The sequence below is a fragment of the Mameliella sp. LZ-28 genome (assembly GCF_012274245.1).
GTDB lineage: Bacteria > Pseudomonadota > Alphaproteobacteria > Rhodobacterales > Rhodobacteraceae > Antarctobacter > Antarctobacter albus.
Window position 1 is genome coordinate 1 of sequence record NZ_JAANYX010000008.1, and the last position, 19,961, is coordinate 19,961.

The 19,961-nt window shown below is 65.9% G+C and carries 22 protein-coding genes; 11 read left to right on the forward strand and 11 right to left on the reverse strand.

What is annotated here, in order from left to right; genetic code table 11:
* Nucleotides 1-442 (reverse strand): acetyl-coenzyme A synthetase N-terminal domain-containing protein (locus tag G9Q80_RS05105; RefSeq protein ID WP_168246431.1); only part of this gene is annotated, 442 nt, incomplete at its 3' end.
* Nucleotides 443-870: 428 nt separating this feature from the next.
* On the opposite strand from G9Q80_RS05105, the gene G9Q80_RS05110 reads away from it, so the two are divergent.
* From G9Q80_RS05110 to G9Q80_RS05120, 3 genes are all read left to right on the forward strand, one after another.
* A complete protein-coding gene (locus G9Q80_RS05110) occupies nt 871-1,887 on the forward strand; it encodes a C4-dicarboxylate TRAP transporter substrate-binding protein (RefSeq protein WP_088716741.1) in 1,017 nt (338 codons plus the stop codon).
* Nucleotides 1,888-2,004: 117 nt separating this feature from the next.
* Nucleotides 2,005-2,637 (forward strand): TRAP transporter small permease subunit, encoded by a 633-nt coding sequence (locus G9Q80_RS05115; RefSeq protein ID WP_074623196.1) that lies wholly within the window; start codon nt 2,005-2,007, stop codon nt 2,635-2,637.
* Complete coding sequence (locus tag G9Q80_RS05120; protein WP_043146503.1) at nt 2,634-4,034, forward strand: TRAP transporter large permease; 1,401 nt, start codon at nt 2,634-2,636, stop codon at nt 4,032-4,034. The genes G9Q80_RS05115 and G9Q80_RS05120 overlap by 4 nt, the downstream gene beginning before the upstream one ends.
* Nucleotides 4,035-4,097: 63 nt before the next feature.
* Here G9Q80_RS05120 and G9Q80_RS05125 read toward each other — a convergent pair whose 3' ends face one another.
* Nucleotides 4,098-4,394 (reverse strand): hypothetical protein, encoded by a 297-nt coding sequence (locus G9Q80_RS05125; RefSeq protein ID WP_088716740.1) that lies wholly within the window; start codon nt 4,392-4,394, stop codon nt 4,098-4,100.
* Between the two features lie 165 nt (nt 4,395-4,559).
* Nucleotides 4,560-5,759: an aminotransferase-like domain-containing protein gene (locus G9Q80_RS05130; RefSeq protein WP_088716739.1), complete on the reverse strand. Its 1,200-nt coding sequence runs from the start codon at nt 5,757-5,759 to the stop codon at nt 4,560-4,562.
* 157 nt (nt 5,760-5,916) lie between these two features.
* On the opposite strand from G9Q80_RS05130, the gene G9Q80_RS05135 reads away from it, so the two are divergent.
* From G9Q80_RS05135 to arsJ, 4 genes are read left to right on the forward strand one after another with little or no spacing between them, the layout of a single operon-like run.
* On the forward strand, nt 5,917-6,744 hold the full coding sequence (locus G9Q80_RS05135) for an arsenate reductase/protein-tyrosine-phosphatase family protein (protein ID WP_088671551.1): 828 nt from the start codon (nt 5,917-5,919) through the stop codon (nt 6,742-6,744).
* Nucleotides 6,741-7,739, forward strand: coding sequence for an ArsJ-associated glyceraldehyde-3-phosphate dehydrogenase (locus G9Q80_RS05140; RefSeq protein ID WP_043146499.1), 999 nt, complete (start codon nt 6,741-6,743; stop codon nt 7,737-7,739). Before G9Q80_RS05135 ends, G9Q80_RS05140 begins: the two co-directional genes overlap by 4 nt.
* A 16-nt stretch (nt 7,740-7,755) precedes the next feature.
* The gene (locus tag G9Q80_RS05145) at nt 7,756-8,499 is read left to right on the forward strand and encodes a hypothetical protein (RefSeq protein WP_088716737.1); all 744 of its coding nucleotides are present in this window, start codon (nt 7,756-7,758) and stop codon (nt 8,497-8,499) included.
* Between the two features lie 4 nt (nt 8,500-8,503).
* A complete protein-coding gene (arsJ, locus tag G9Q80_RS05150; RefSeq protein WP_088716736.1) occupies nt 8,504-9,763 on the forward strand; it encodes an organoarsenical effux MFS transporter ArsJ in 1,260 nt (419 codons plus the stop codon).
* A 21-nt stretch (nt 9,764-9,784) separates the two neighbouring features.
* Here the strand turns inward: arsJ and G9Q80_RS05155 are convergent, their stop codons facing one another.
* The 5 genes from G9Q80_RS05155 to cobU all read right to left on the reverse strand — a co-directional run bounded on the left by G9Q80_RS05155 (nt 9,785) and on the right by cobU (nt 13,678).
* Complete coding sequence (locus G9Q80_RS05155) at nt 9,785-10,669, reverse strand: Hint domain-containing protein (protein WP_088716735.1); 885 nt, start codon at nt 10,667-10,669, stop codon at nt 9,785-9,787.
* 160 nt (nt 10,670-10,829) lie between these two features.
* Nucleotides 10,830-11,291: a MarR family winged helix-turn-helix transcriptional regulator gene (locus G9Q80_RS05160; protein WP_069209546.1), complete on the reverse strand. Its 462-nt coding sequence runs from the start codon at nt 11,289-11,291 to the stop codon at nt 10,830-10,832.
* A 121-nt stretch (nt 11,292-11,412) separates the two neighbouring features.
* Nucleotides 11,413-12,165, reverse strand: a complete 753-nt coding sequence (locus G9Q80_RS05165) for an adenosylcobinamide-GDP ribazoletransferase (RefSeq protein ID WP_088716734.1) — start codon at nt 12,163-12,165, stop codon at nt 11,413-11,415.
* A complete protein-coding gene (cobT, locus tag G9Q80_RS05170) occupies nt 12,162-13,169 on the reverse strand; it encodes a nicotinate-nucleotide--dimethylbenzimidazole phosphoribosyltransferase (RefSeq protein ID WP_088716733.1) in 1,008 nt (335 codons plus the stop codon). Before cobT ends, G9Q80_RS05165 begins: the two co-directional genes overlap by 4 nt.
* Nucleotides 13,166-13,678, reverse strand: a complete 513-nt coding sequence (gene cobU / locus G9Q80_RS05175) for a bifunctional adenosylcobinamide kinase/adenosylcobinamide-phosphate guanylyltransferase (protein ID WP_088716751.1) — start codon at nt 13,676-13,678, stop codon at nt 13,166-13,168. Before cobU ends, cobT begins: the two co-directional genes overlap by 4 nt.
* 6 nt (nt 13,679-13,684) lie before the next feature.
* Between cobU and G9Q80_RS05180 the strand changes: the two genes are divergently transcribed.
* The 4 genes from G9Q80_RS05180 to G9Q80_RS05195 are packed head-to-tail and all read left to right on the forward strand — an operon-like array spanning nt 13,685 to nt 17,019.
* On the forward strand, nt 13,685-14,308 hold the full coding sequence (locus G9Q80_RS05180; RefSeq protein ID WP_349237767.1) for a histidine phosphatase family protein: 624 nt from the start codon (nt 13,685-13,687) through the stop codon (nt 14,306-14,308).
* Nucleotides 14,309-14,312: 4 nt separating this feature from the next.
* Complete coding sequence (locus tag G9Q80_RS05185; RefSeq protein ID WP_168246432.1) at nt 14,313-15,101, forward strand: propanediol utilization protein; 789 nt, start codon at nt 14,313-14,315, stop codon at nt 15,099-15,101.
* Nucleotides 15,098-16,033 (forward strand): adenosylcobinamide-phosphate synthase CbiB, encoded by a 936-nt coding sequence (gene cbiB / locus G9Q80_RS05190; protein ID WP_088716731.1) that lies wholly within the window; start codon nt 15,098-15,100, stop codon nt 16,031-16,033. Before G9Q80_RS05185 ends, cbiB begins: the two co-directional genes overlap by 4 nt.
* Nucleotides 16,034-16,041: 8 nt before the next feature.
* A complete protein-coding gene (locus G9Q80_RS05195; RefSeq protein ID WP_088716730.1) occupies nt 16,042-17,019 on the forward strand; it encodes a threonine-phosphate decarboxylase in 978 nt (325 codons plus the stop codon).
* 6 nt (nt 17,020-17,025) lie between these two features.
* Here the strand turns inward: G9Q80_RS05195 and G9Q80_RS05200 are convergent, their stop codons facing one another.
* From G9Q80_RS05200 to G9Q80_RS05210, 3 genes are read right to left on the reverse strand one after another with little or no spacing between them, the layout of a single operon-like run.
* Entirely contained in the window at nt 17,026-18,471 is a 1,446-nt protein-coding gene (locus G9Q80_RS05200) for a cobyric acid synthase (RefSeq protein WP_088716729.1), read from the reverse strand.
* Nucleotides 18,468-19,076, reverse strand: a complete 609-nt coding sequence (locus G9Q80_RS05205) for an HAD family hydrolase (protein WP_088716728.1) — start codon at nt 19,074-19,076, stop codon at nt 18,468-18,470. The genes G9Q80_RS05200 and G9Q80_RS05205 overlap by 4 nt, the downstream gene beginning before the upstream one ends.
* Nucleotides 19,073-19,960, reverse strand: coding sequence for a DUF1289 domain-containing protein (locus G9Q80_RS05210; RefSeq protein WP_198550043.1), 888 nt, complete (start codon nt 19,958-19,960; stop codon nt 19,073-19,075). The genes G9Q80_RS05205 and G9Q80_RS05210 overlap by 4 nt, the downstream gene beginning before the upstream one ends.
* Between the last annotated feature and the right edge of the window lies 1 nt (nt 19,961).

Genomic DNA, 19,961 nt, shown 5'->3' on the forward strand with positions numbered 1-19,961 from the left:
GGAGGTAGATGATGACGCGGTCGCCCTTGCGCACGCCCAGGGATTCCAGGACGTTGGCCATGCGGCAGGTGCGGCGGTGCAGGTCGGCATAGGAGATGCTCTGCGCCGGTTCGTTGGGATCGTCGGGCTCGAAGATGATGGCGGTCTGGTTGGCGCGCTTGTCCAGGTGGCGGTCGATGCAATTGGCGGCGACGTTGAGCGTGCCGTCGCGGAACCACTCGATCTTGACCTGGCCGAGGGTGAAATCGGTGTTCTTGATCTCACTCGGCTGCTTCATCCAGTCCAGCCGCTGCGCCTGCTCCGCCCAGAAGGCCGCCGGATCGCTGACCGAGGCCGCGTACATCTGATCATAACGCGAAAGGTCGACGTGGGCGTGTTTCACCATGTCGGCCGAGGGCGGATAGACGGGGGTGGCTGTCTCGGGTGTGGTCTGTTCGGTCATGAAGGAGCTCCCTCTCCGTTTTGATCCGGCGGCACGCCATTCCCTAGCGTCACCGCGTTCAAGTGGGACAATACCCGAAACGGAAAAGAAATAAATATTGTTAGCGTTATGAATGATTTAGATGTAAATTATTTTCACTAATGGTCTGCAAATCGTAAACAAATTTGCCCGCGAGCCGCTAAGCCCCTTGTTTTAATGACGCCTCGGTCAGCACTTTGTAAGGGCGTCTGACCGCCAATTGTGCATCTTGTGGTTGTCGCGCTTGGCGGAGCAGGTGTGACAAAAGGATGCGGTATGCCGACGTATACCGATTGTTAGCGCTCGCCAATGCGAATCCCCTTTTGGCCCAAGGCCCTTGAACCGCGGGGGCATTCGACTAACCTCCCGGCGAGGCGGAGAATACCGCTGGACACATAGGGGAGGATCATATGTCCAATATCACTGCAAAACTGCTGGCGACGACCATTGCCGCGACCCTGGCCACACAGGCCGCCGCGACGGAATGGAACGTCTCGACCTGGGGCTCGCGTCGCGCCTTTACCGAGCACCTGCACAAGATCGCCGAACTGGTCTCGGAAAAGACCGGTGGTGCCTTCACCATGAACATTTCCTACGGTGGCCTGTCCAAGAACACCGAGAACCTCGACGGGATTTCCATCGGCGCCTTCGAGATGGCGCAGTTTTGCGCCGGCTACCATCCCGACAAGAACCGCGCGATCACCGTGCTGGAACTGCCTTTCCTGGGCGTGTCCACGCTGGAAGAGGAAGTGGCCGTCAGCCATGCCATCTATGACCATCCGGCGGTGGCCGAGGAAATGGCGCAGTGGAACGCCCGAATGCTGATGACCTCGCCCATGCCACAATACAACCTCGTGGGCACCGGAGAGCCGCGCGACGAGCTGACCGAGTTCGACGGCATGCGGGTGCGCGCCACCGGCGGCCTTGGCAAGGCGTTCAGCGCAGTGGGCGGTGTGCCGACCAGCGTGACCTCGTCCGAAGCCTACCAGGCGATGGACTCGGGCGTCGTGGACACGGTGGCCTTTGCCCAGCATGCGCACCTCTCCTTCGGCACGATCAACCAGGCGGACTGGTGGACGGCCAACCTGAACCCGGGCACCGTCAACTGCCCCATCGTGGTCAACATCGACGCCTATGACTCGCTGCCTGACGACCAGCGCCAGGCGCTGGACGAATCCGTGGACGAGGCGATCGCTTATTACCTCGAGAACTACGGCAAGCTGCTGCAGCGCTGGGACGAGGTGCTGGAGGAAAAGGGCGTTCAGAAGGTCATGATCACCGACGACGAGCTGGCCAAGTTCCGTCAGGTCGCCGGTCAGCCGCTGCACGATGCCTGGATCCAGGACATGAATGCGCGTGGCCTGCCCGCACAGGAACTCTATGACCTGGTGTTCTCGACCCTCGAAAAGGCGCGCGCCTCCAACTGAGGCGGGCCCATCGCGCCCCGGCCTTGGGCCGGGGCCTCCCGCCGGGTCTTCGTGATCCGGCCGGAGGTTCCGACATGGGGCTGGGGCCTGCGTTTCTCCGGACATGAGAGGTGAGCGATGGCGGGACATGCCTCCGTCCTCGAAGATGACAGCCTGCTGTCGCGGCTGGACCGTGCGCTTGCGCGGGTCGAATGGGGCATGGCGCTGGTTTCCGGCGTCGGGGCCTTTGCGCTGATGTGCCTGGCGGTGATTTCCGTCTCGGGCCGCAATTTCTTCAACGAGCCGCTTCGGGGGTACGTCGACTGGATCGAGGCGGCGATGCCCTTCATCGCCATTTTCGGCATTTCCTACGTTCAACGCGTTGGCGGGCATATCCGGATGGACATCGTCATCGGCGTCCTCAGGGGCCGTGCGCTCTGGATTGCCGAGTTCATCACGACGCTGCTGATCCTCGTGCTGATGGTGCTGCTGGTCTGGGGAACTTGGGCCCATTTCGACCGCAGTTTCGATTTCAGCGCCCCGAACTGGAGCCGTGACAGTTCGATCGACATCGGCTTGCCGATCTGGCCTGCGAAACTGGTGGTGCCGGTGGCCTTTGCCGTGATCTCGCTGCGGCTGGTTGTGCAGCTGGTGGCCTACGGGCGGGCCATCGTCCTGGGGCAGAGCGAGCCGGTGGCGGTGCCGCTGGTGATGTCCGCGGCGGAACAGGCGGCGGCCGAGGCCGACCAGGTACAGGGGCACGATACATGACGTCGATTGAAATTGGCCTCTGGGTCACCGGCGGCTTGCTGGTCATGGTGGTCCTCGGGATGCGTGTGGCCTTTGCCGCGGCCCTGGCCGGACTGGCCGGGCTAATCTGGATCTTCTGGTCGAAAAAGGGCTACGACCCGGAGGAATTCGGCTGGGCGCTGACCGTTGCGGTCAAGACCGCCGGGCAGGTGCCACATGGCAAGGTGGCGTCGCAGGCGCTGAGCCTGATCCCCACCTTCATCCTGATCGGCTACCTGGCCTATTACGCGGGGCTGACGCGCGCCCTGTTCGAGGCCGCAAAACGCTGGATCGCCTGGGTGCCGGGCGGGCTGGCGGTCTCCACCGTCTTTGCTACTGCGGGCTTTGCCGCCGTGTCGGGGGCCAGCGTCGCGACCGCGGCGGTCTTTGCCCGTATCGCCATCCCCGAGATGCTGAAGGTGGGGTATGACAAACGCTTTGCGGCGGGCGTCGTGGCGGCAGGGGGGACACTGGCATCGCTGATCCCGCCCTCGGCGATCCTGGTGATTTACGCGATCATCGTCGAACAGGACGTGGGGCGCCTGTTGCTGGCCGGGTTCATTCCGGGCATGTTCTCGGCCCTGGTCTACGCATTGCTGATCATCGGGCTGGCGCTGACCATCAAGGGCTTTGGTCCCCCGGTCGGCGGCTTTACCTGGCGCGAGAGGCTGGTCAGCCTGCCGCCCGCGCTGCCCATCGTGGCGGTGGTCGTCATCATCATCTTCTTCGTCTACAACCCGTTCGGCGGGGACAGTTGGGGCACGCCGACCGAAGGCGGCGCTATCGGTGCCTTCATCGTCTTCCTGATGGCGCTCTGGCGCGGCATGCGCCTGCGCGAGCTGAAGGACGCGCTGGTCGAGACTGCGAAACTGTCGATCATGATCTTCACCATCATCTGGGGCGTGCTGATCTACGTGCGCTTCCTGGGGTTCGCCGATCTGCCCTCGGCGTTTTCCGATTGGCTGACCGCCTTGCCCTATTCGCCGATGCTGATCCTGATCTGCATCCTGCTGGCCTACGCGGTGCTTGGGATGTTCATGGATGCCATCGGGATGCTGCTCTTGACGCTGCCGGTTGTCTACCCGGCGGTCATGGCGTTGAATGGCGGAATGTTCGTCAGCGCCGAAGAGGCGGCCTTTGGAATGTCGGGGCCGATGTGCGCGGTCTGGTTCGGCATTCTGGTGGTCAAAATGGCCGAGTTCTGCCTGATTACACCGCCCATTGGATTGAACTGTTTCGTGGTGGCTGGCGTGCGGCCAGAGCTTTCGGTGCAGGACGTTTTCCGTGGCGTGACGCCCTTCTTCGTGGCCGACGCGGTGACCATCGCCCTCTTGGTGGCCTTTCCGGGGATCGTGCTCTGGCTGCCCTCACTGGCCTGATACAGAAGCCGTAAATGCAAGACCCGCGCCTGGTGGCGCGGGTCCCTTTCAGTTCTCGGCAGGTCAACGGCGTCCTTTGCCGTTTCCGCCTCCGGTATCTCCTCCAGCCCGACCGGAGGCGCCGCCAGCCACTCCGCCGCCGCCCCGTGGGTTGTCCAGCTTGCCATGTGCCCGGCGGTTCATCACGCCACGCATCTCGTCCTCACCCGGCGTCCCGATGCTGCGTGCCTGGTTGGTGTCGTGGTTCTTGGCCAGAACCGTGTCATCCTCATCCGCCCAGGGGTTGGCGTGTTCGGCCTGAACCGGCGCCGACATCAGTGCAATTCCGATGGCCGCGGCAAGCGTCGTCTTGGCTGTCAATTCACTGCTCCTTCTCATACAGGCTTGGGCGTTGGTGCGCCCAAGTGATATGCAAAAAGATTTATATTTAATAAATGGAATTCGTTAGGGTGTGATTGACACAAGCAGCAATCCGCCGCCTTGAAGGCGGCGGGCGCAAAAGCGGTTTCGGTGCCAAGGGGAGAGTCAGGCGGCCCGTCTCAATTCTGTTCGTGTCGCCCTTGCCAGGCGGCGGATTCCCTCGGCCAGGACGTCGGGCGGGTTGAGCGTAAAATTCACCCGGATCGCACGCCGGTCCTGTCCCATCGGGTCAAAGACGCTGGAGGGCGAGATGCAGACACCGTGCTCCAGCCCGGTCTTCATGAGCCGGTCGGTGTCCAGGGCCGGGTCGCGCGCCACGGCCCAGACGAACATGCCGCCCTCGGGGACTTGCCAGGTGAAAAGGTCCGACAGTTCTGCCTGCATCGCCTCGCACAGCGCATCGCGCCGGGTGCGGTAGATATCCAGGATACCGGGGAGCAACTGTTCCGGAAGGCCACGTTCCATCGCCTCCAGCGCAATGCGCTGGCACAGCCCGCTAGTGAACATGTCCGAGCCCTGCTTGGCCGTGGTCATGGCCACGATGATCTCTGGCGCGGCGATGACCCAGCCGACACGCAGGCCCGGAGCCAGTTGTTTCGAGAATGTGCCAAGGTAGACGACCGGCCCGTTATAGACCTCGGCCCCGTTGGCGGAGAGCTCGAGCATCCGGGGCAGGGGGGCGCCGTCGTAGTAGAGGTGTCCATAGGGATCATCCTCGACCAGCCAGCAGCCCGTCGCCTCTGCCGCCGCCACCAGAGCGCGGCGCTGATCCTCTGGCACCAGCCGTCCGGAAGGATTCGAGAAATTGGGGACTGTGTAGGCGAACTGGGCCCCGGTCATGGCGGCCTCTGCGTCGAAGTCATTGGTCTCCATCACCATCGCACGATACTGCGGCGCGCGCGGCTTCCAGGCGTCGATGGCGCCCAGGTAGGCCGGGGACTGCGCCGCGATGGTCTGACCGGGGTCGAGAAAGACCTTGCCCAGCAGGTCCAGCCCCTGCATCCCGCCGGTGGTGATCAGCACGTTGTCCTGGGTCAGGTTCAGGTCGCCGTGGCTGAACTCTGCCGCGATGCGGTCGCGCAGGTCGGGCAGCCCGTCAATGGGCGAATAGCCCAGCACCTCGGCGGTGTGTTCGGTCACGACGCGGCCTGCGAAATCCGACAGGTCAGAAACCGGCCAGGTCGACGGATCGGGCAACCCGCCCGCCAGGTTCACGAGGTCGGGAATCTGTCCGGCGGCCAGAAAGGTCTGGGTCACATCGTTGGTGTCGTTCAGCCAGCGGGCAAGGGGCGCGCGTCCGGGCATGGGCTTTCTCCGGTCAGACAAGAAGCGAATATGCGGGTCCCCTAACATGCTTTGGTTAACGGGCGCCAACCGTCTGTCGAAATGGCCCATCCGTCTATTTCCGGAAAATCGGAAATACAGCTTGTCGCAAGGCTTATATTTCCGTATTTCCGGAAATATGAAATCTGAATCGCTCAACGCCCTTGCCGCTCTTGCCCACGGCCGTCGACTGGACGTGTTTCGCCTGCTGATGCGGCGTTTTCCGGATGCCGTTCCCGCCGGAGAGATCGCCTTGGCGCTGGACCTGGCGCCCTCGACGCTTTCGGCGGCCTTGTCACAATTGCGTAGCGCGGGCCTTGTAACCCAGTCCCGGCACGGGACCTCGCTGATGTACGCCGCCGATACCGAGGGCGCGGGGCGGCTGTTGACCTATCTCTGGGCGGATTGCTGCCGTGGCCGCCCGGATCTTTGCCTGCCAACATCCCTGACGGAGCGCGAAATGGCTGATCGCACCTACAACGTCCTGTTCATCTGCACCGGCAACTCTGCCCGGTCGATCTTTGCCGAAACCCTGCTGCGTGACCTCGCCGGAGGACGTTTTCGCGCCTTCTCGGCAGGGACCAATCCTTATAGTGAGTTGAACCCCCAGGCGCTGCAGGTCTTGCAGGACAAGGGGCATGACGTGTCCGACCTGCGCGCCAAGAACGTGTCGGAATTCCAGGGCGAGGGCGCGCCGCAACTGGATTTCGTCTTTACCGTCTGTGACCGGGCGGCGAACGAGGAATGCCCGCCCTGGCCGGGCCAGCCGATGACCGGCCACTGGGGTCAGCCCGACCCGGTCAAGGCAACCGGCACCGAGGCGGAAAGACATCTGGCCTTTCAACAGGTCTACGGCGCCCTGAAAAACCGCATCCAGGCCTTCACGGCCCTGCCCATTGGCACACTGGATCGCGAGAGCCTGCAGGCCCGGATCGACGACATCGCAAGAACGGAAGACTTCGCATGACCACCTACGCCATCAACGGGCTTGGCCGCATCGGCAAGCTGATCGTGAAACCCATGCTGGAGGCGGGGGACACGATCGCCTTTCTCAACGACGCGGTGGGCGATCCGGCCATGCATGCGCATCTGCTGGAATTCGACACCGTGCATGGCCGCTGGGACGCAGCGTTCAGCGCGGATGCCGACAGCATCACCATCGACGGCACCCGCATCCCGGTGTTCGGCACGCGCGACCTGGCGGACCTGCCGCTGGAAGGGGTGGATGTGGTCATCGACTGCACCGGCTATTTCAAGACCGCAGAGCGGATTGCGCCCTATTTCGAACGGGGCGTGAAAAAGGTGGTCGTGTCGGCCCCGGTCAAGGACGGCGGCGCCGTGAACATTGTCTATGGCGTCAATGATGACATCTATGACGCGGAACAGCACCGGATCGTCACGGCGGCCTCCTGCACCACCAACTGCCTCGCCCCGGTGGTCAAGGTGATCCACGAGAACCTCGGCATCAGGCACGGCTCGATCACCACAATCCATGACGTCACCAATACCCAGACCATCGTGGACCGCCCTGCCAAGGACCTGCGCCGCGCGCGGTCTGCGCTGAACTCGCTGATCCCCACCACGACCGGCAGCGCCACGGCGATCACGCTGATCTATCCCGAACTCAAGGGCCGCCTCAATGGCCACGCGGTGCGGGTGCCGCTGCTGAACGCCTCGCTGACCGACTGCGTTTTCGAGGTGGAGCGCGAGACGACGGCAGAGGAGGTCAACGCTCTCTTCAAGGCCGCGTCCGAAGGCGGACTGAAGGACATCCTGGGCTACGAGGAGCGTCCGCTGGTTTCGACCGACTACACCAACGACCCGCGTAGTTCGATCGTGGATGCGCCCTCGACGATGGTGGTCAACGGCACACAGGTGAAAATCTATGCCTGGTATGATAATGAATGGGGCTATGCGCACCGGCTTGTGGACGTGGCCCATATGGTCGGTGCCTCGCTCTAACCGCGGAGAAGTTCGGATGCGCGTTGCAGCCAGTCTCGTCATGGCATTCCTGGGCACATCGGCCTGCGCCGAGGGGCTTTCCTACACGGTAGGCCAGAGCGCCGCGCCGGTCGTTGGCGGGGGCTTCCTGCGTTTCGGGTCCGAATGGGTGAACGGCAGGATGGCGGATAGGGGCCACTACCTGTTCCGGGCACAGGCGGATGGCGCGGCGTCATCGGGCAAGCGCACCATTGCCGGAATGATCGAAACCTGCGGCGCCGATCCCGACCTGAACGTGGCCGTCTGCACAATCCTGTCCGGGGGCACCCGCTACGTGATCGCGGATGAAGGCACTGGCGATCCGGACCTGCTGCTGGCCCTCTTGATGGAGCCGGAATGGACCTCTGTCCTGGCGACGGTCGAGGTACTGGATGAGACCGGGACATCGGCACGGGCGACCTTGCTGGATCTGGAGGTGCGGGCGCAGGATGAATACACCCGGATGGTCGAGGCGCTTGCCGGCTCCTGGCGGGATGTTGCGCGACCCGGGTCCGGGCTGATCTTCGACGACACGCGCCTTGCCGAGACCCTGCAGGATGTTCCGATCAGAAGCGGGCCCTTCGACATCCTGTCCGAATGCCGGGACCTGCCGGGACCGCACCTGAGCGTTGCCTTCGACGACGGCGAACACCTGTGCTGGGTGATCCTTGACCAAAGCCCTGACCGTCTGCGCCTGCGCAGTGCACGCGACGGGACGGAATTCACATACGAGAAACGCTGACGCCATGAGTGACGCCACCCAAGCCCGGCCGCAGGGGTTCGCGGCCTATATCGCCGTGACCGCCGCCTACTGGGCCTTCATGCTTACCGACGGGGCGCTGCGGATGCTGGTGCTCTTGCATTTCCACACGCTGGGCTTTTCGCCGGTGCAGCTGGCCTACCTGTTCCTGCTGTATGAATTCGCAGGCATCGTCACCAATCTCTCGGCGGGCTGGATCGCGGCGCGGTTCGGGCTGACCTCGACGCTTTACGCGGGCCTGTCGCTGCAGGTCATCGCCCTGCTGGCGCTGGCCCAGCTGGACCCGGCGTGGAGCCTGACTGCCTCGGTGGTCTTCGTCATGGCGGTGCAGGGGCTGTCCGGCGTGGCCAAGGACCTGTCCAAGATGTCGGCGAAATCGGCGGTCAAGCTGCTGGCGCCAAGCGGGCAGGGCGGGCTGTTCCGCTGGGTCGCGGTTCTGACCGGGTCCAAGAACGCGATCAAGGGGCTGGGCTTTCTGACCGGCGCGGCGCTGCTGGCGCTGTTCGGCTTTGTCCCGGCGGTGCTGGGCATGGCGGCGGTGTTGGGTGCGGTGCTGCTGGCGGTGGCCTTGCGGATGCCCTCGGGCCTGCCCACCGGCAAGAAGGGCGCCAAGTTCAAGGAGGTCTTTTCCAAGGACCGCAACGTAAATTGGCTGTCGGCGGCGCGGGTCTTCCTGTTCGGCGCGCGCGATGTCTGGTTCGTCGTCGGCATCCCGGTCTATTTCTACGCGGTGCTGTCGGACGGCAGCGAAGAGGGCAACCGCATCGCCTTTTTCACCATCGGCAGCTTCATGGCGGTCTGGACGATCCTCTACGGCGCGGTTCAGGCCTATGCGCCGAAGGCCCTGCGCGCCGCCACGCGTCCGGCGGGTGAGATCGTGGGTGCGGCCCGGGGCTGGGCCCTGTCGCTGACGGTGATTCCGGCGGTGCTGGCGGTCCTGGTGCTGGCGGCGGGCGACCCGGCGCCCTGGCTGACGGCGACGATCATTGCCGGGTTGCTGGTCTTCGGGGCGCTATTCGCGGTCAACAGTTCGCTTCACTCCTACCTGATCCTGGCCTTTTCCAAGGGCGAGCGGGTGACGATGGACGTGGGTTTCTACTACATGGCCAATGCAACGGGGCGCCTGCTGGGCACGCTCTTGTCGGGGCTCAGCTACCAGGTCGGCGGGTTGCCTTTGTGCCTGGCAACGGCGGCTGTCATGGTGGCCCTCAGCGCGTTGGGCGCGGCGCGGTTGCGCGCCCGGTGACGGTTGCCCTGTGAGGCTTGGTCAGGCGACCTGGACCGGCGACAGCTGGCGCCGCGACGAGATCCGGGGCAGGGGCATCTCGCGGATCAGCCGGTCACAGCCGTTCAGCGCCAGGTATTCGTCGTAGTTGTCGAACCCGCCGCGGCGGGCATAGTCGACAAAGCTCTCGGTCGGGATGCCGTTGGCAAGGATGATCTCATGGGCATCCAGTTCGACGTGCCAGTAGGTAAAGCTTGCCGGCGCTTCCGAGGCGCGCATCATCCTGATGTCCGAATGGTTGATCAGGGCCGAGGCGTTGACCAGCATCCCGTCGAGCACCAGCGCGTGATCGGGCGAGACATAGAGGTCGCGCTTGGGCAATTCACTGCCGAGGGCGCCAGCGGCAATACGGATCGGCAACCGCCCGATGGGTTTGTTCACAGCCTGGGGGCGGACCTCCATCCGGGCAAGCCAGCGCAGGGGTAGGGCGCGGCCGTCGGCGGCAAGGATCAGGTCGCCATGCGCCAGCGTCTCTATCCGGCGAGAGCCGTCCGGGGTTGCGATGCGGGTCCCGGTCAGGAAGCAGTTGTAGACATTGGCATCATCGCCGGTCTGGGTGATGGCCTGCGTCACGGCAGAGAGGGTTAGCGCTGACAGATCCTCCTGCGCGGAATCGAAGGGGATATAGTATTCCCCCAACCCGTTGGTAAAGATTGCGTAGTAATTGCCACCGATGTTGATCGTGTAGCCGGAATAGCCGGTAGTGATCAGCCCGTAGTAATCCAAGGAGTCGATGTTGTCGTCGTTGTTGGAGTCGTTCACCGTTGCCAGTGAGGGCGTGAAGACATAGCCCGTCAGCGGCGACAGGGTCGTGCCCGTATCGGTTGCCGTGAAGGTCAAGACGCCGTCTGCTGCAAGATCTGCCATGTGCGGTCCCTTTTTTACAGGGACAGGTTAGGTCACGACATATTTGTGGCCTAGAAAATTACGCCAATGAATTACGGGGTTTATGTCGCAAGTTTAAGGAATTACAGATTGACCGTTCAATAGCGGTCGCCGCAGTGGCCGCCGAACGGGGGCGGCGGTATCACAGGTCGGGGGGCAGCGTGTCCAGAAGTCGATCCAACCCGGCCTCGAAATCGGCCAGCGTGTCGCCCAGACGGCGTTCCAGTTCCTCCTGGTAGGCCCTGGCCAGCGGCAGCAGCTCTGCCATGAGCGCGTGCCCCTTGCCTGTCAGGGCAAGGCGCACCAACCGCCTGTCACCCGCATCGGCGGCTTTTTCGATATAGCCCGCGGCCTCCAGCCGGCTGGCCGCGCGGCTGACCTTGCTTTTCTCCATCGCCACGCGGGCTTCGATGTCGCGGACAGAGACGGTGCCGCGCCCGTCCAGCGGCTGGGCCAGGTGGACCAGAACCCGCCATTCGGGGATCGAGATGCCAAAGCGCTCGCGGTACTGGCGGGCCAGCGCCTCTGAGGTCTTTTCGGCCGCAACTGCCAGCCGGTAGGGGGTAAAGCCTGAAAGGTCGAACTCTGGCAAGGGTTTGGTCATCGCGGGGTCCTGTATCAGTCTGGACGCAGTGTAGCCCTGTCCTCGTTGCAGGTGCAATGAGGGCGCAGGCCCAATTGGCAGGTCTGACAGACCTGCCCGCATTTCGAGCATCCGACCGGGTCTAGAGCACGACGGCCAGAACCAGCCAGCCCGCCGTCTCGCTGGACAGCTGTGCCGCTCCCAGCACGTCGCCGGTCTGTCCTCCCAGCAGCTTGCGGGCCCGCCAGGCGACCCAGGCTGCGGCCAGCATCATTGCAATCAGCACAGGCAGGGCAGCCATGCCGGTGGCAAGCGCCGCGCAGAGCGTCAACAGACCGCCCGGCAGCCACACGCGCCAGGGCGCGGCGATCCGGTCTGTGGCGGCCATCTGTCCCAACCCGTCGTGCCGGGCGGGTGGCATGAGGTCCAGCAGGACCAGCATCGCCAGGCGGCTGGCCGTGCTGACCAGCAACAGGCCTGCCCATGCGGCCGCGGGCAAGGCGCTCAGCGCAGAGGCTCCAAGCCCGGTGGCAAGGATCATTGCGATCACACCGTAGCTGCCGACCCGGCTGTCGCGCATGACCTCCAGCCGGTGCGCCCGGTCACGCCCCCCCATGCCGTCGGCGAAATCGGCAAAGCCGTCATGGTGCAACCCGCCCGTCAGTGCGGCCAGCACCGCCAGCACGGCAAAGCCAGTGGCCAGCGGAGGCAGGCTCAGCGCCTGAAGACCGGCCAGGATCGCCCAGGCCCCAAGCCCCAGCGGCAGACCGGCCAGCGGAAAGCTCCACCGCGCCTGTGCCAGTGTCGGCGCCGGATCATCCAGCCGTCCCATCGGCAGGCGGGTCAGCATCATCATCCCCAGCCGCAGCTCGTCGATGCGGCGGCGCAGGCTCATGCGTCCGAGACACCCGCTTCGGCGAAGGTGGCCATGCCGTTGTGGCAGGCCAGCGCACCCTTCACGATCCCGAGCGCCAGCGCCGCGCCAGAACCTTCGCCAAGTGCCATGCCAAGATCCAGCAGCGGCGGTTTCTCCATCGCATCGGCTAGGCGCCGGTGCCCCGGTTCGCGGCTCATGTGGGCGATCAGGCAATGCGCCAGAAGGTGGGGTGCGGCGGAATACAGCGGCGTGACCGCAGCGGTGCAGATGAAGCCATCCAGCAGCACCGGGATGCGGGCCATGCGCGCCGCAAGGACCGCGCCGCAAAGCGCCGCCTGCTCGCGCCCGCCAAGGGCGGCAAGGCGCATCATGGGCGCCAGCGCAGCGTGTTTCTCGACCGCCTTCGTCACGACGCGCGCCTTGAGGCTCATGCCATCGGCGTCCGATCCCGTGCCCGGGCCGACCCAGTCCGGTGCGGTGCCACCAAAGGCCGCAAGGGCCAGCGCCGCCGCAACGGTCGAATTGCCGATCCCCATTTCGCCCAACAGCAGGATATCGGCGCCGGTATCCACCGCCGCCGCGCCCCGGTGCAGCGCGTCAAGGCATTCCTCTTCGCTCATCGCCGGTTGATCGGTGAAATCCCGCGTCGGCCGGTCGAGGTCCAGCGCGATTACGTCCAGCTCGGCGCCCGTGGTCCGGCACAGCTGGTTGATCGCGGCGCCCCCGGCGGCAAAATTCGCCACCATCTGCGCCGTCACTTCCTGCGGAAACGGGTTCACACCCTGCGCGCAGACGCCGTGGTTTCCGGCAAAGACCAGTGCCTGCGCGCGTTCGATCGCCGGGCGATCGGTGCCGCGCCATCCGGCCATGAAAGCGGCCAGATCCTCCAGCCGCCCCAGCGAGCCGGGCGGTTTCGTCAGTTGCATCTGGCGCGCTGTCGCCGCCTCGGCCGCGGCCGTGTCGAAACCGGGAAGATCGAGAGAGGTCACCGCGTCCAGCGACGCAAGGGGCAGGGTGCTCATGCGGGTTTGACTTTCAGTGGGTGGCCCGCGACGCAGAACCAGAGTTCGTCGCAGGCTGTGGCGATACGTTGATTGACCAGCCCCGCCGCATCGCGAAAGGCGCGGGCCAGGGCATTTTCCGGGACGATCCCGGCGCCGACCTCATTGGTGACGAAGATCACCGGCGCGGATTGCGCGGGCAGGGCCTCTGCCAGCGCCTCGACCGCCGCCTGCCAGTCCTCTTCGGCCAGCATGAGGTTGGTCAGCCAGAGCGTCAGACAGTCGACCAGCCGGGGCGCCGTGCCATCGGTGTCCCGAAGGGCGCCCAGCAGGTCGCGCGGGGCCTCGACGGTCCGCCAGTCCGCGTCGCGGCGGGCCTGGTGCAGGGCGATGCGGTCGGCCATTTCTCCGTCATGGGCCTGCGCGGTGGCGATGTAGATCGCGGGCCGCCCGAGGTCGAGCGTCATGCGCTCTGCAAGGCTGCTCTTGCCAGAGCGTGCGCCACCCGTGATGAGGATCGACTTTCCCATGCGGTCGTGACAAAGCATGTTCCGATCTGGTTGAAAAGCCCCGAAATGACGCCGCCCGACGCCTCTGAACTGCTGTTGATTCGACATGCGCCCGCGCTGCATGACGGGCGTTTGTGCGGACGCATGGACGTGCCCGCAGAGCTGGGCGAGGCGGCGGTGTGGGCACCTCTGCGGGCCCTGGTGTCAGAGGTCGCGCACCGCGTGGTCAGCCCGGCGCTGCGTTGTCGGCAGACGGCGCAGGCGCTTTGGCCCGGGGCGGAACTGGAACAGGATCCACGCCTGTGGGAACAGGATTTCGGCGCGCATGACGGGCTGCGGTTCGACGAGATCCCGGACATCGGTGCGCTGTCCTCAGGGGAGTTGGCCGAACACCGTCCGCCCGGGGGCGAAAGCTTTGCCGACATGGTCGCGCGGGTGCGGCCCGCCCTGGAAGGGCTGGCGGAGAAGGCGCGGCAGGATGGGCCGGTCGCCGTCGTGGCCCATGCCGGTACGGTGCGCGGGGGAATTGCGCTGGCCCTGGGCGTTGTGCCGCCTGCGCTGGGGTTCGAAGTGGCGCCCTGGTCCGTGACACGCCTGCGCGCCTATCCCGGCGGGCTCTCGGTGATCTCCACCAACTGGCGTCCGATCTAGCCCAATGGTCTTTGTCGCGGGGCATTTCGGGGAATGGCTGCAGGGGCGGCTGGGGCCTGACGGGCCGGTGGCCCTGGTGACGCTGGCCTGCCCGGACCTGGGGGTCCGGGTGACGCGGCACGGTGATGGACCGTTGCGGGTTTCGGGCACGCCCGAGGTACTGGCGCCGGACATGGTGCAGTGCTTTCTGACGGCTCTTGGCGTGACGCTTGAGGGGCAGGTCACGATCACACCCGATTTCCCGCCCGGGGGCGGCGCGGGCATGTCGACCGCCGCGCTTGTGGCGCTGGGCCGGCTTGCCGGGAAGGATGGCGCTGAAGTGGCGCGGGCCTGCCTGCAGATCGAGGGCGCGAGCGATCCGCTGATGTGGCCGGGGTGCGACGGCCTGCTCTGGGCCTCGCGACGCGCAGAGGTGCTGGACGCACTCGGCCCGGTGCCGCACTGCGAGATCCTTGGCGGGTTCCTTGGCGCGCCGGAACGGACCGACCCCAACGACATGCGGTTTCCCGACGTGGCTGACCTGGTCGCCGACTGGCCGGGGTCTGGATTGGCGGGCAAGGCCGCGCTGGCCAGCGAATCCGCCCGGCGCTGCACGGCGTTGCGCGGCCCTGCCGATGATCCGACCGAGTCCCTGGCAAGGGACCTGGGCGCGCTGGGCCATGCCCGTGCCCATACCGGCCCCGCCCGCGCCTTGATCTATGCCCCGGGAACCTTGCCGGACGGGGCCGAGGCACAGATGCGGGCGGCGGGCTATGCCGGGGTCTTTCGCTTCATGACGGGAGAGCCGGAATGATCTTTGCACAGGTCATGCTGATCGGCTTGCTGCTGGACGTGGCACTGGGCTGGCCCTCGGCGCTGTTCCGGCGGCTGTCACACCCGGTGGTCTGGATCGGCTCGCTGATCTCGGCGCTTGAGGCGCGGTTGAACAAGGGGGGTGCACAGCGGCAGCTTGCCACGGGCGTGCTGACAGTGATGTTGGTCCTGCTGGTCTCTGTCTGTCCTGCCGTTCTGGTGACGGTTGTGCTGGGCAAGGGCTGGGCGGCGGTCCTGGTGCTGGGCGTATTGGCCTGGCCGCTGATCGCGGTGCGCTCGATGTACGATCACGTCGCTGCCGTCCGCGATCCGCTTTTGGCCGGGGATCTGCCCGCCGCGCGCCATGCCCTGTCGATGATCGTGGGCCGTGACCCCAGTGCGCTTGACGATGCCGGGATCAGCCGCGCGGCCCTGGAAAGCCTGGCCGAGAACACGTCGGACGGCATCGTCGCGCCTCTGTTCTGGGGCGTGGTGGCGGGACTGCCAGGTATCGTGGCCTACAAGGCGATCAACACGATGGATTCCATGATCGGCCATCGCAACGACCGATACGAGCATTTCGGAAAGGTGGCCGCACGGCTGGACGACCTGGTGAACCTTGTTCCGGCGCGTTTGACCTCGCTTGTTTTTGCATTGGCTGCCAATGGGTTTTGGAGGTCTCTTCGAGTTGTGTCTCAAGACGCCGCGCGCCACCGCTCGCCCAATGCGGGCTGGCCCGAGGCCGCCTTGGCGGGTGGGCTGGGCGTGCGTCTGTCCGGGCCGCGCGTCTACGGTGACCGCGTTGCCCAGGAACCCTGGGTCAATGAAGGTGCCGCCGATCCGGAGGCGCGTGACATCTCCCGGGGCCTTGCGCTTTATGTCCGGGCGATGTTTCTCTGCGGCGCGGTCCTTATCGGGCTGGCGATATTCTAGGGGAAAAGATGCGCGATCACGGCGGCGATCTGGACCGGGCCAAGGCCCGCTTTGGCGATGGCGACTGGCTGGACCTGTCGACGGGGATCAATGCCGTGCCCTATCCGTTGCCAGAGCTGCCGGCCCGGGCATGGGCAGCCTTGCCCACGCGGGTAGAGCTCGCCGCCTTGGAGACTGTGGCGCGGACAACCTACCGGGCCGAAGAGGACACCGAATGCGTCGCGCTCGCCGGTGCGCAGGCCGCGATCCAGCTGGTGCCGCGTCTGGGCATCGGGGGCGAGGCCCGCGTCGTCGGTCCCACCTACAACGAACACGCAGGAGCGCTGACGGCGCAGGGCTGGACCGTGACCCAGGCCGGGGATGCGGATGGCCTGAAGGGCGCGCGGCTTGGGGTCGTGGTCAACCCGAACAACCCGGATGGGCGGTTCTGGACGCCGGAAGAGCTGATCGACCTGGCGCGGGACGTGGGCCTTCTCGTGGTCGACGAAAGCTTTGCCGACCCGGCGCCGGAATATTCGATTATCCCTTTTCTCGACAGTTTGCCCGAGGGTGTCCTGATCCTCGTCCTGCGATCCTTCGGCAAGTTCTACGGGCTGGCCGGTCTGCGGTTGGGCTTTGCGCTTGGCCCGTCCGCGTTGGTGGGCGAAATGCGACGGCTGGCCGGTCCCTGGGCGGTCAACGGGCCGGCAATCGCAACCGGATGCACTGCGCTGGCGGATACGGACTGGCAAGTGCAGACGATCGCGCGGCTGTCGCGTGACGCGGTGCGCATGGATGCGCTGGCCGAGGCGGCGGGCTGGTCCGCGGTGGGGGGCACGGTCTTGTTCCGAACCTATGAGACGGGCGATGCCCTGGCCGCGCAGGAGCGGTTGGCCGAGGCGCGGATCTGGACCCGCGTCTTCCCCTACTCGGCGGGCTGGCTGCGGTTGGGCCTGCCGGGGTCCGAACCCGATTGGGCACGTCTGGAGGGGGTGCTACAGGGCTGACGGCGCTCAGCGCGCGGCGGCAAGAATTCCCTCGACGTCCAGATGTGCCTCCAGGTGATCGGCGAGCGCCTCCAGCGTCTGTTCAACCGTCGCATCATACGAGGCGCTGGCCGCGACCCCGAACCCGGTCAGCCATGCCGCGCGGAACCCGTCATCGCGGAACATGCCGTGCAGGTAGCTGCCCATGACCCGGCCATCGGCGCTGATCGCACCTTCGGGATTGTCCCCGACAAAAGCGAAAGGGCGGGCGCGGTCCGGGCCGTCGCTGCGACCGATGTGGATTTCGTAGCCGTGGAACGTGGTGCCCGTGGCCGCATGGCGGGCGTTGACCTCTGTCAGGCTCTTGTCAGCGGTCATGACGGTGTCGATCTCCAGCAGGCCAAGGCCGGGATCGCGGCCCGCCGGCCCCTCGATGCCCTGCGGGTCATCGACCACCCGGCCAAGCATCTGATAGCCGCCACAGATCCCCAGCACGCGACCGCCACGGCGGTGATGCGCCATCAGGTCCACGTCCCAGCCTTGTTCACGAAGAAAGGCAAGGTCGCCGCGGGTGGACTTGCTGCCGGGCAGGATCACGAGGTCGGCGTCGCCAGGGATCGCCTCGCCGCGCCGGAGCATGGTCAGGCGCACGTCCGGTTCCTGGGCGAGCGGGTCGAGATCGTCGAAATTGGCCATGCGCGAGAGGCAGAGGCACACCACATGCAAGCCTTCGGCACGGGTTTGAGTACGGATGTCCAATGCATCCTCTGCCGGCAGGCGCCAGGCCTCGGGGAACCAGGGGGCAACGCCATAGCCGCGCCAGCCCGTGCGCTCTTCGATCAGCTTGTAACCCTCGTCAAAAAGACGAGGATCGCCGCGAAACTTATTGATAAGAAAACCGGAAATGCGGTTGGCGTCATCGGTCGGCAGGATTGCCTGGGTCCCAACGATCTGGGCGATCACACCGCCCCGGTCAATGTCTCCGGCGAGGATGACCGGCACGCCTGCGGCCTCGGCAAAGCCCATGTTGGCGATGTCGCCCTTGCGCAGGTTCACCTCTGCCGGGCTGCCCGCACCCTCGACGATCACCAGGTCATGCGCGGACCTGAGGCGATTGAAGCTTTCGATAACGGAACCAAGAAGTTGCGGTTTCAACTTCGCGTAGTCGCGGGCCTTGGCGGTGGTCAGGCGCTTGCCCTGCACGACGACCTGGGCCCCCACATCCGTTTCCGGTTTCAGCAGCACCGGGTTCATGTCGGTGTGCAGCGGAAGGCCGCAGGCCAGCGCCTGAAGCGCCTGCGCCCGTCCGATTTCTCCGCCGTCAGAGGTCACGGCGGCATTGTTCGACATGTTCTGAGGTTTGAACGGTGCCACGGACAGCCCGCGCCGCCGCGCCGCACGGCAGAGGCCCGCCACCAACATGGACTTGCCCACGTTGGACCCGGTGCCCTGGATCATTACCGCGCGGCTCATGGCGCGATCCCCAGCCGCTTTGGCAGGTCATTGCGGTTGCGCGCGTCGAAATGAAAGGTCTGCCAGCCGCGTCGGGCGGCGGAGGCCAGGTTCTGGCGGTTATCGTCGATCAGAAGCAGGTCTTGCGGCATCAGCCCCGACCAGCGTTCGATCTGGCCGAAGAACCCCGGATCGGGCTTGGCCACGCCCATCGGGCCGGAGGCGAAGATCGCCTCAACATGTGCCGACAAGCCCATGACATCCATGATGTAATCCGCCCGTGGTGCCGGGTTGTTGGTACCGATCACGGCACGTCCGGGACTGCGTGCCAGCCAGTCGATCACCTGCGTATCGGGGCGGTCCTCGGCCCGCAACCAATGGTCCAGCAGGGTTTCGGCGCGGACATCCGTGTCCTGCGTCGCCAGCCAGTCGGCCAGCGCCCGTTCCAGCGGCAGCGCGCCGCGCAACACCCGTGCCGCCTGTCCGGGCTGGTTCAGGAAGGCGCGAAAGGCGCGCGGTGACAGGCCCAGGGTGCGGTCGAGGTCTGCCACCCAACCGAAGGGGTCGCCCGGCGGTTCGGCGTTCAACACGCCGTCGAAGTCCCAGACGACAAGCTCAGCCGTCATTGCGGGTAGATCAGGGCAGTTGCGACATAGCCCGCGGGCAAGGGCACGGTTGGCGGCGTTTCCAGCCCCTGCGCGACGTGATCCGGCAAGAGGTGCGTGTGCGGCCCTTCCGGAGATTCACCATCTGGCGGCGGGATCTCGGCATCGATTTCCAGCCGCAGGCAGGGCGTTTCGATTACGCGAACCGGGGCCGCGTCTCGCAGGGCGAGGCCGCTGCGCGACAGGTGATCCGGCCAGGCCGTGCCTTGGCTCCGGGCCAGCCGAGTGGCAAGCGCCTTGTCGCACCGCACGGTGAACCGTGCGGCGCGGCTGCCCAGCCCAAGATCAAAGCGCAGTCCGCCTGCGTCGCGCGGCAAGAGCGCGTCAGAGTCCGGGCCCAGCGCGGTCAAGGATCGGGCCGGATCGCGCAGGGCGCGGCCCAGGGGCACAGCAAGGGCGATCAGCGTCGGCGCCTCCGGGCGGTCGATCTCGAAGGCGGTGAGATAGCGCGCGGCCTCCAGCCGCAGCGCGGCATTTTCCAACCGCAGGATCAGCACGCCGTCGCCGATCTGCCCCGTACATTCGGTTCCCGGCAGGCGCGACAGCTCGCCCGAGGCGCCCCAGATGCCCGCCACGAGGCTCGCGCCTTCCTCGCCGATGCGCCGCGCCGTTTCCGTCAACAGCGTATCCCCCTGCCAGGACAGGCGGCGCGTCTTCAGTCCCATGTTCGCGGCGCGGGCGGGCAAGGCGGCCCAGACGCCGGCGCGAAAGTCGTCCGAGGCGCTGCCCCAGCAGGCGATCTCGTCCAGGCTGCGGGCGCATCCCGTGCACAGCTGCGATGCCTCGTCGATCACGCAGCGGGCCACGCAGGGGCTGGCCGGGGGCAGGCGGGTCATGCGGCTCATT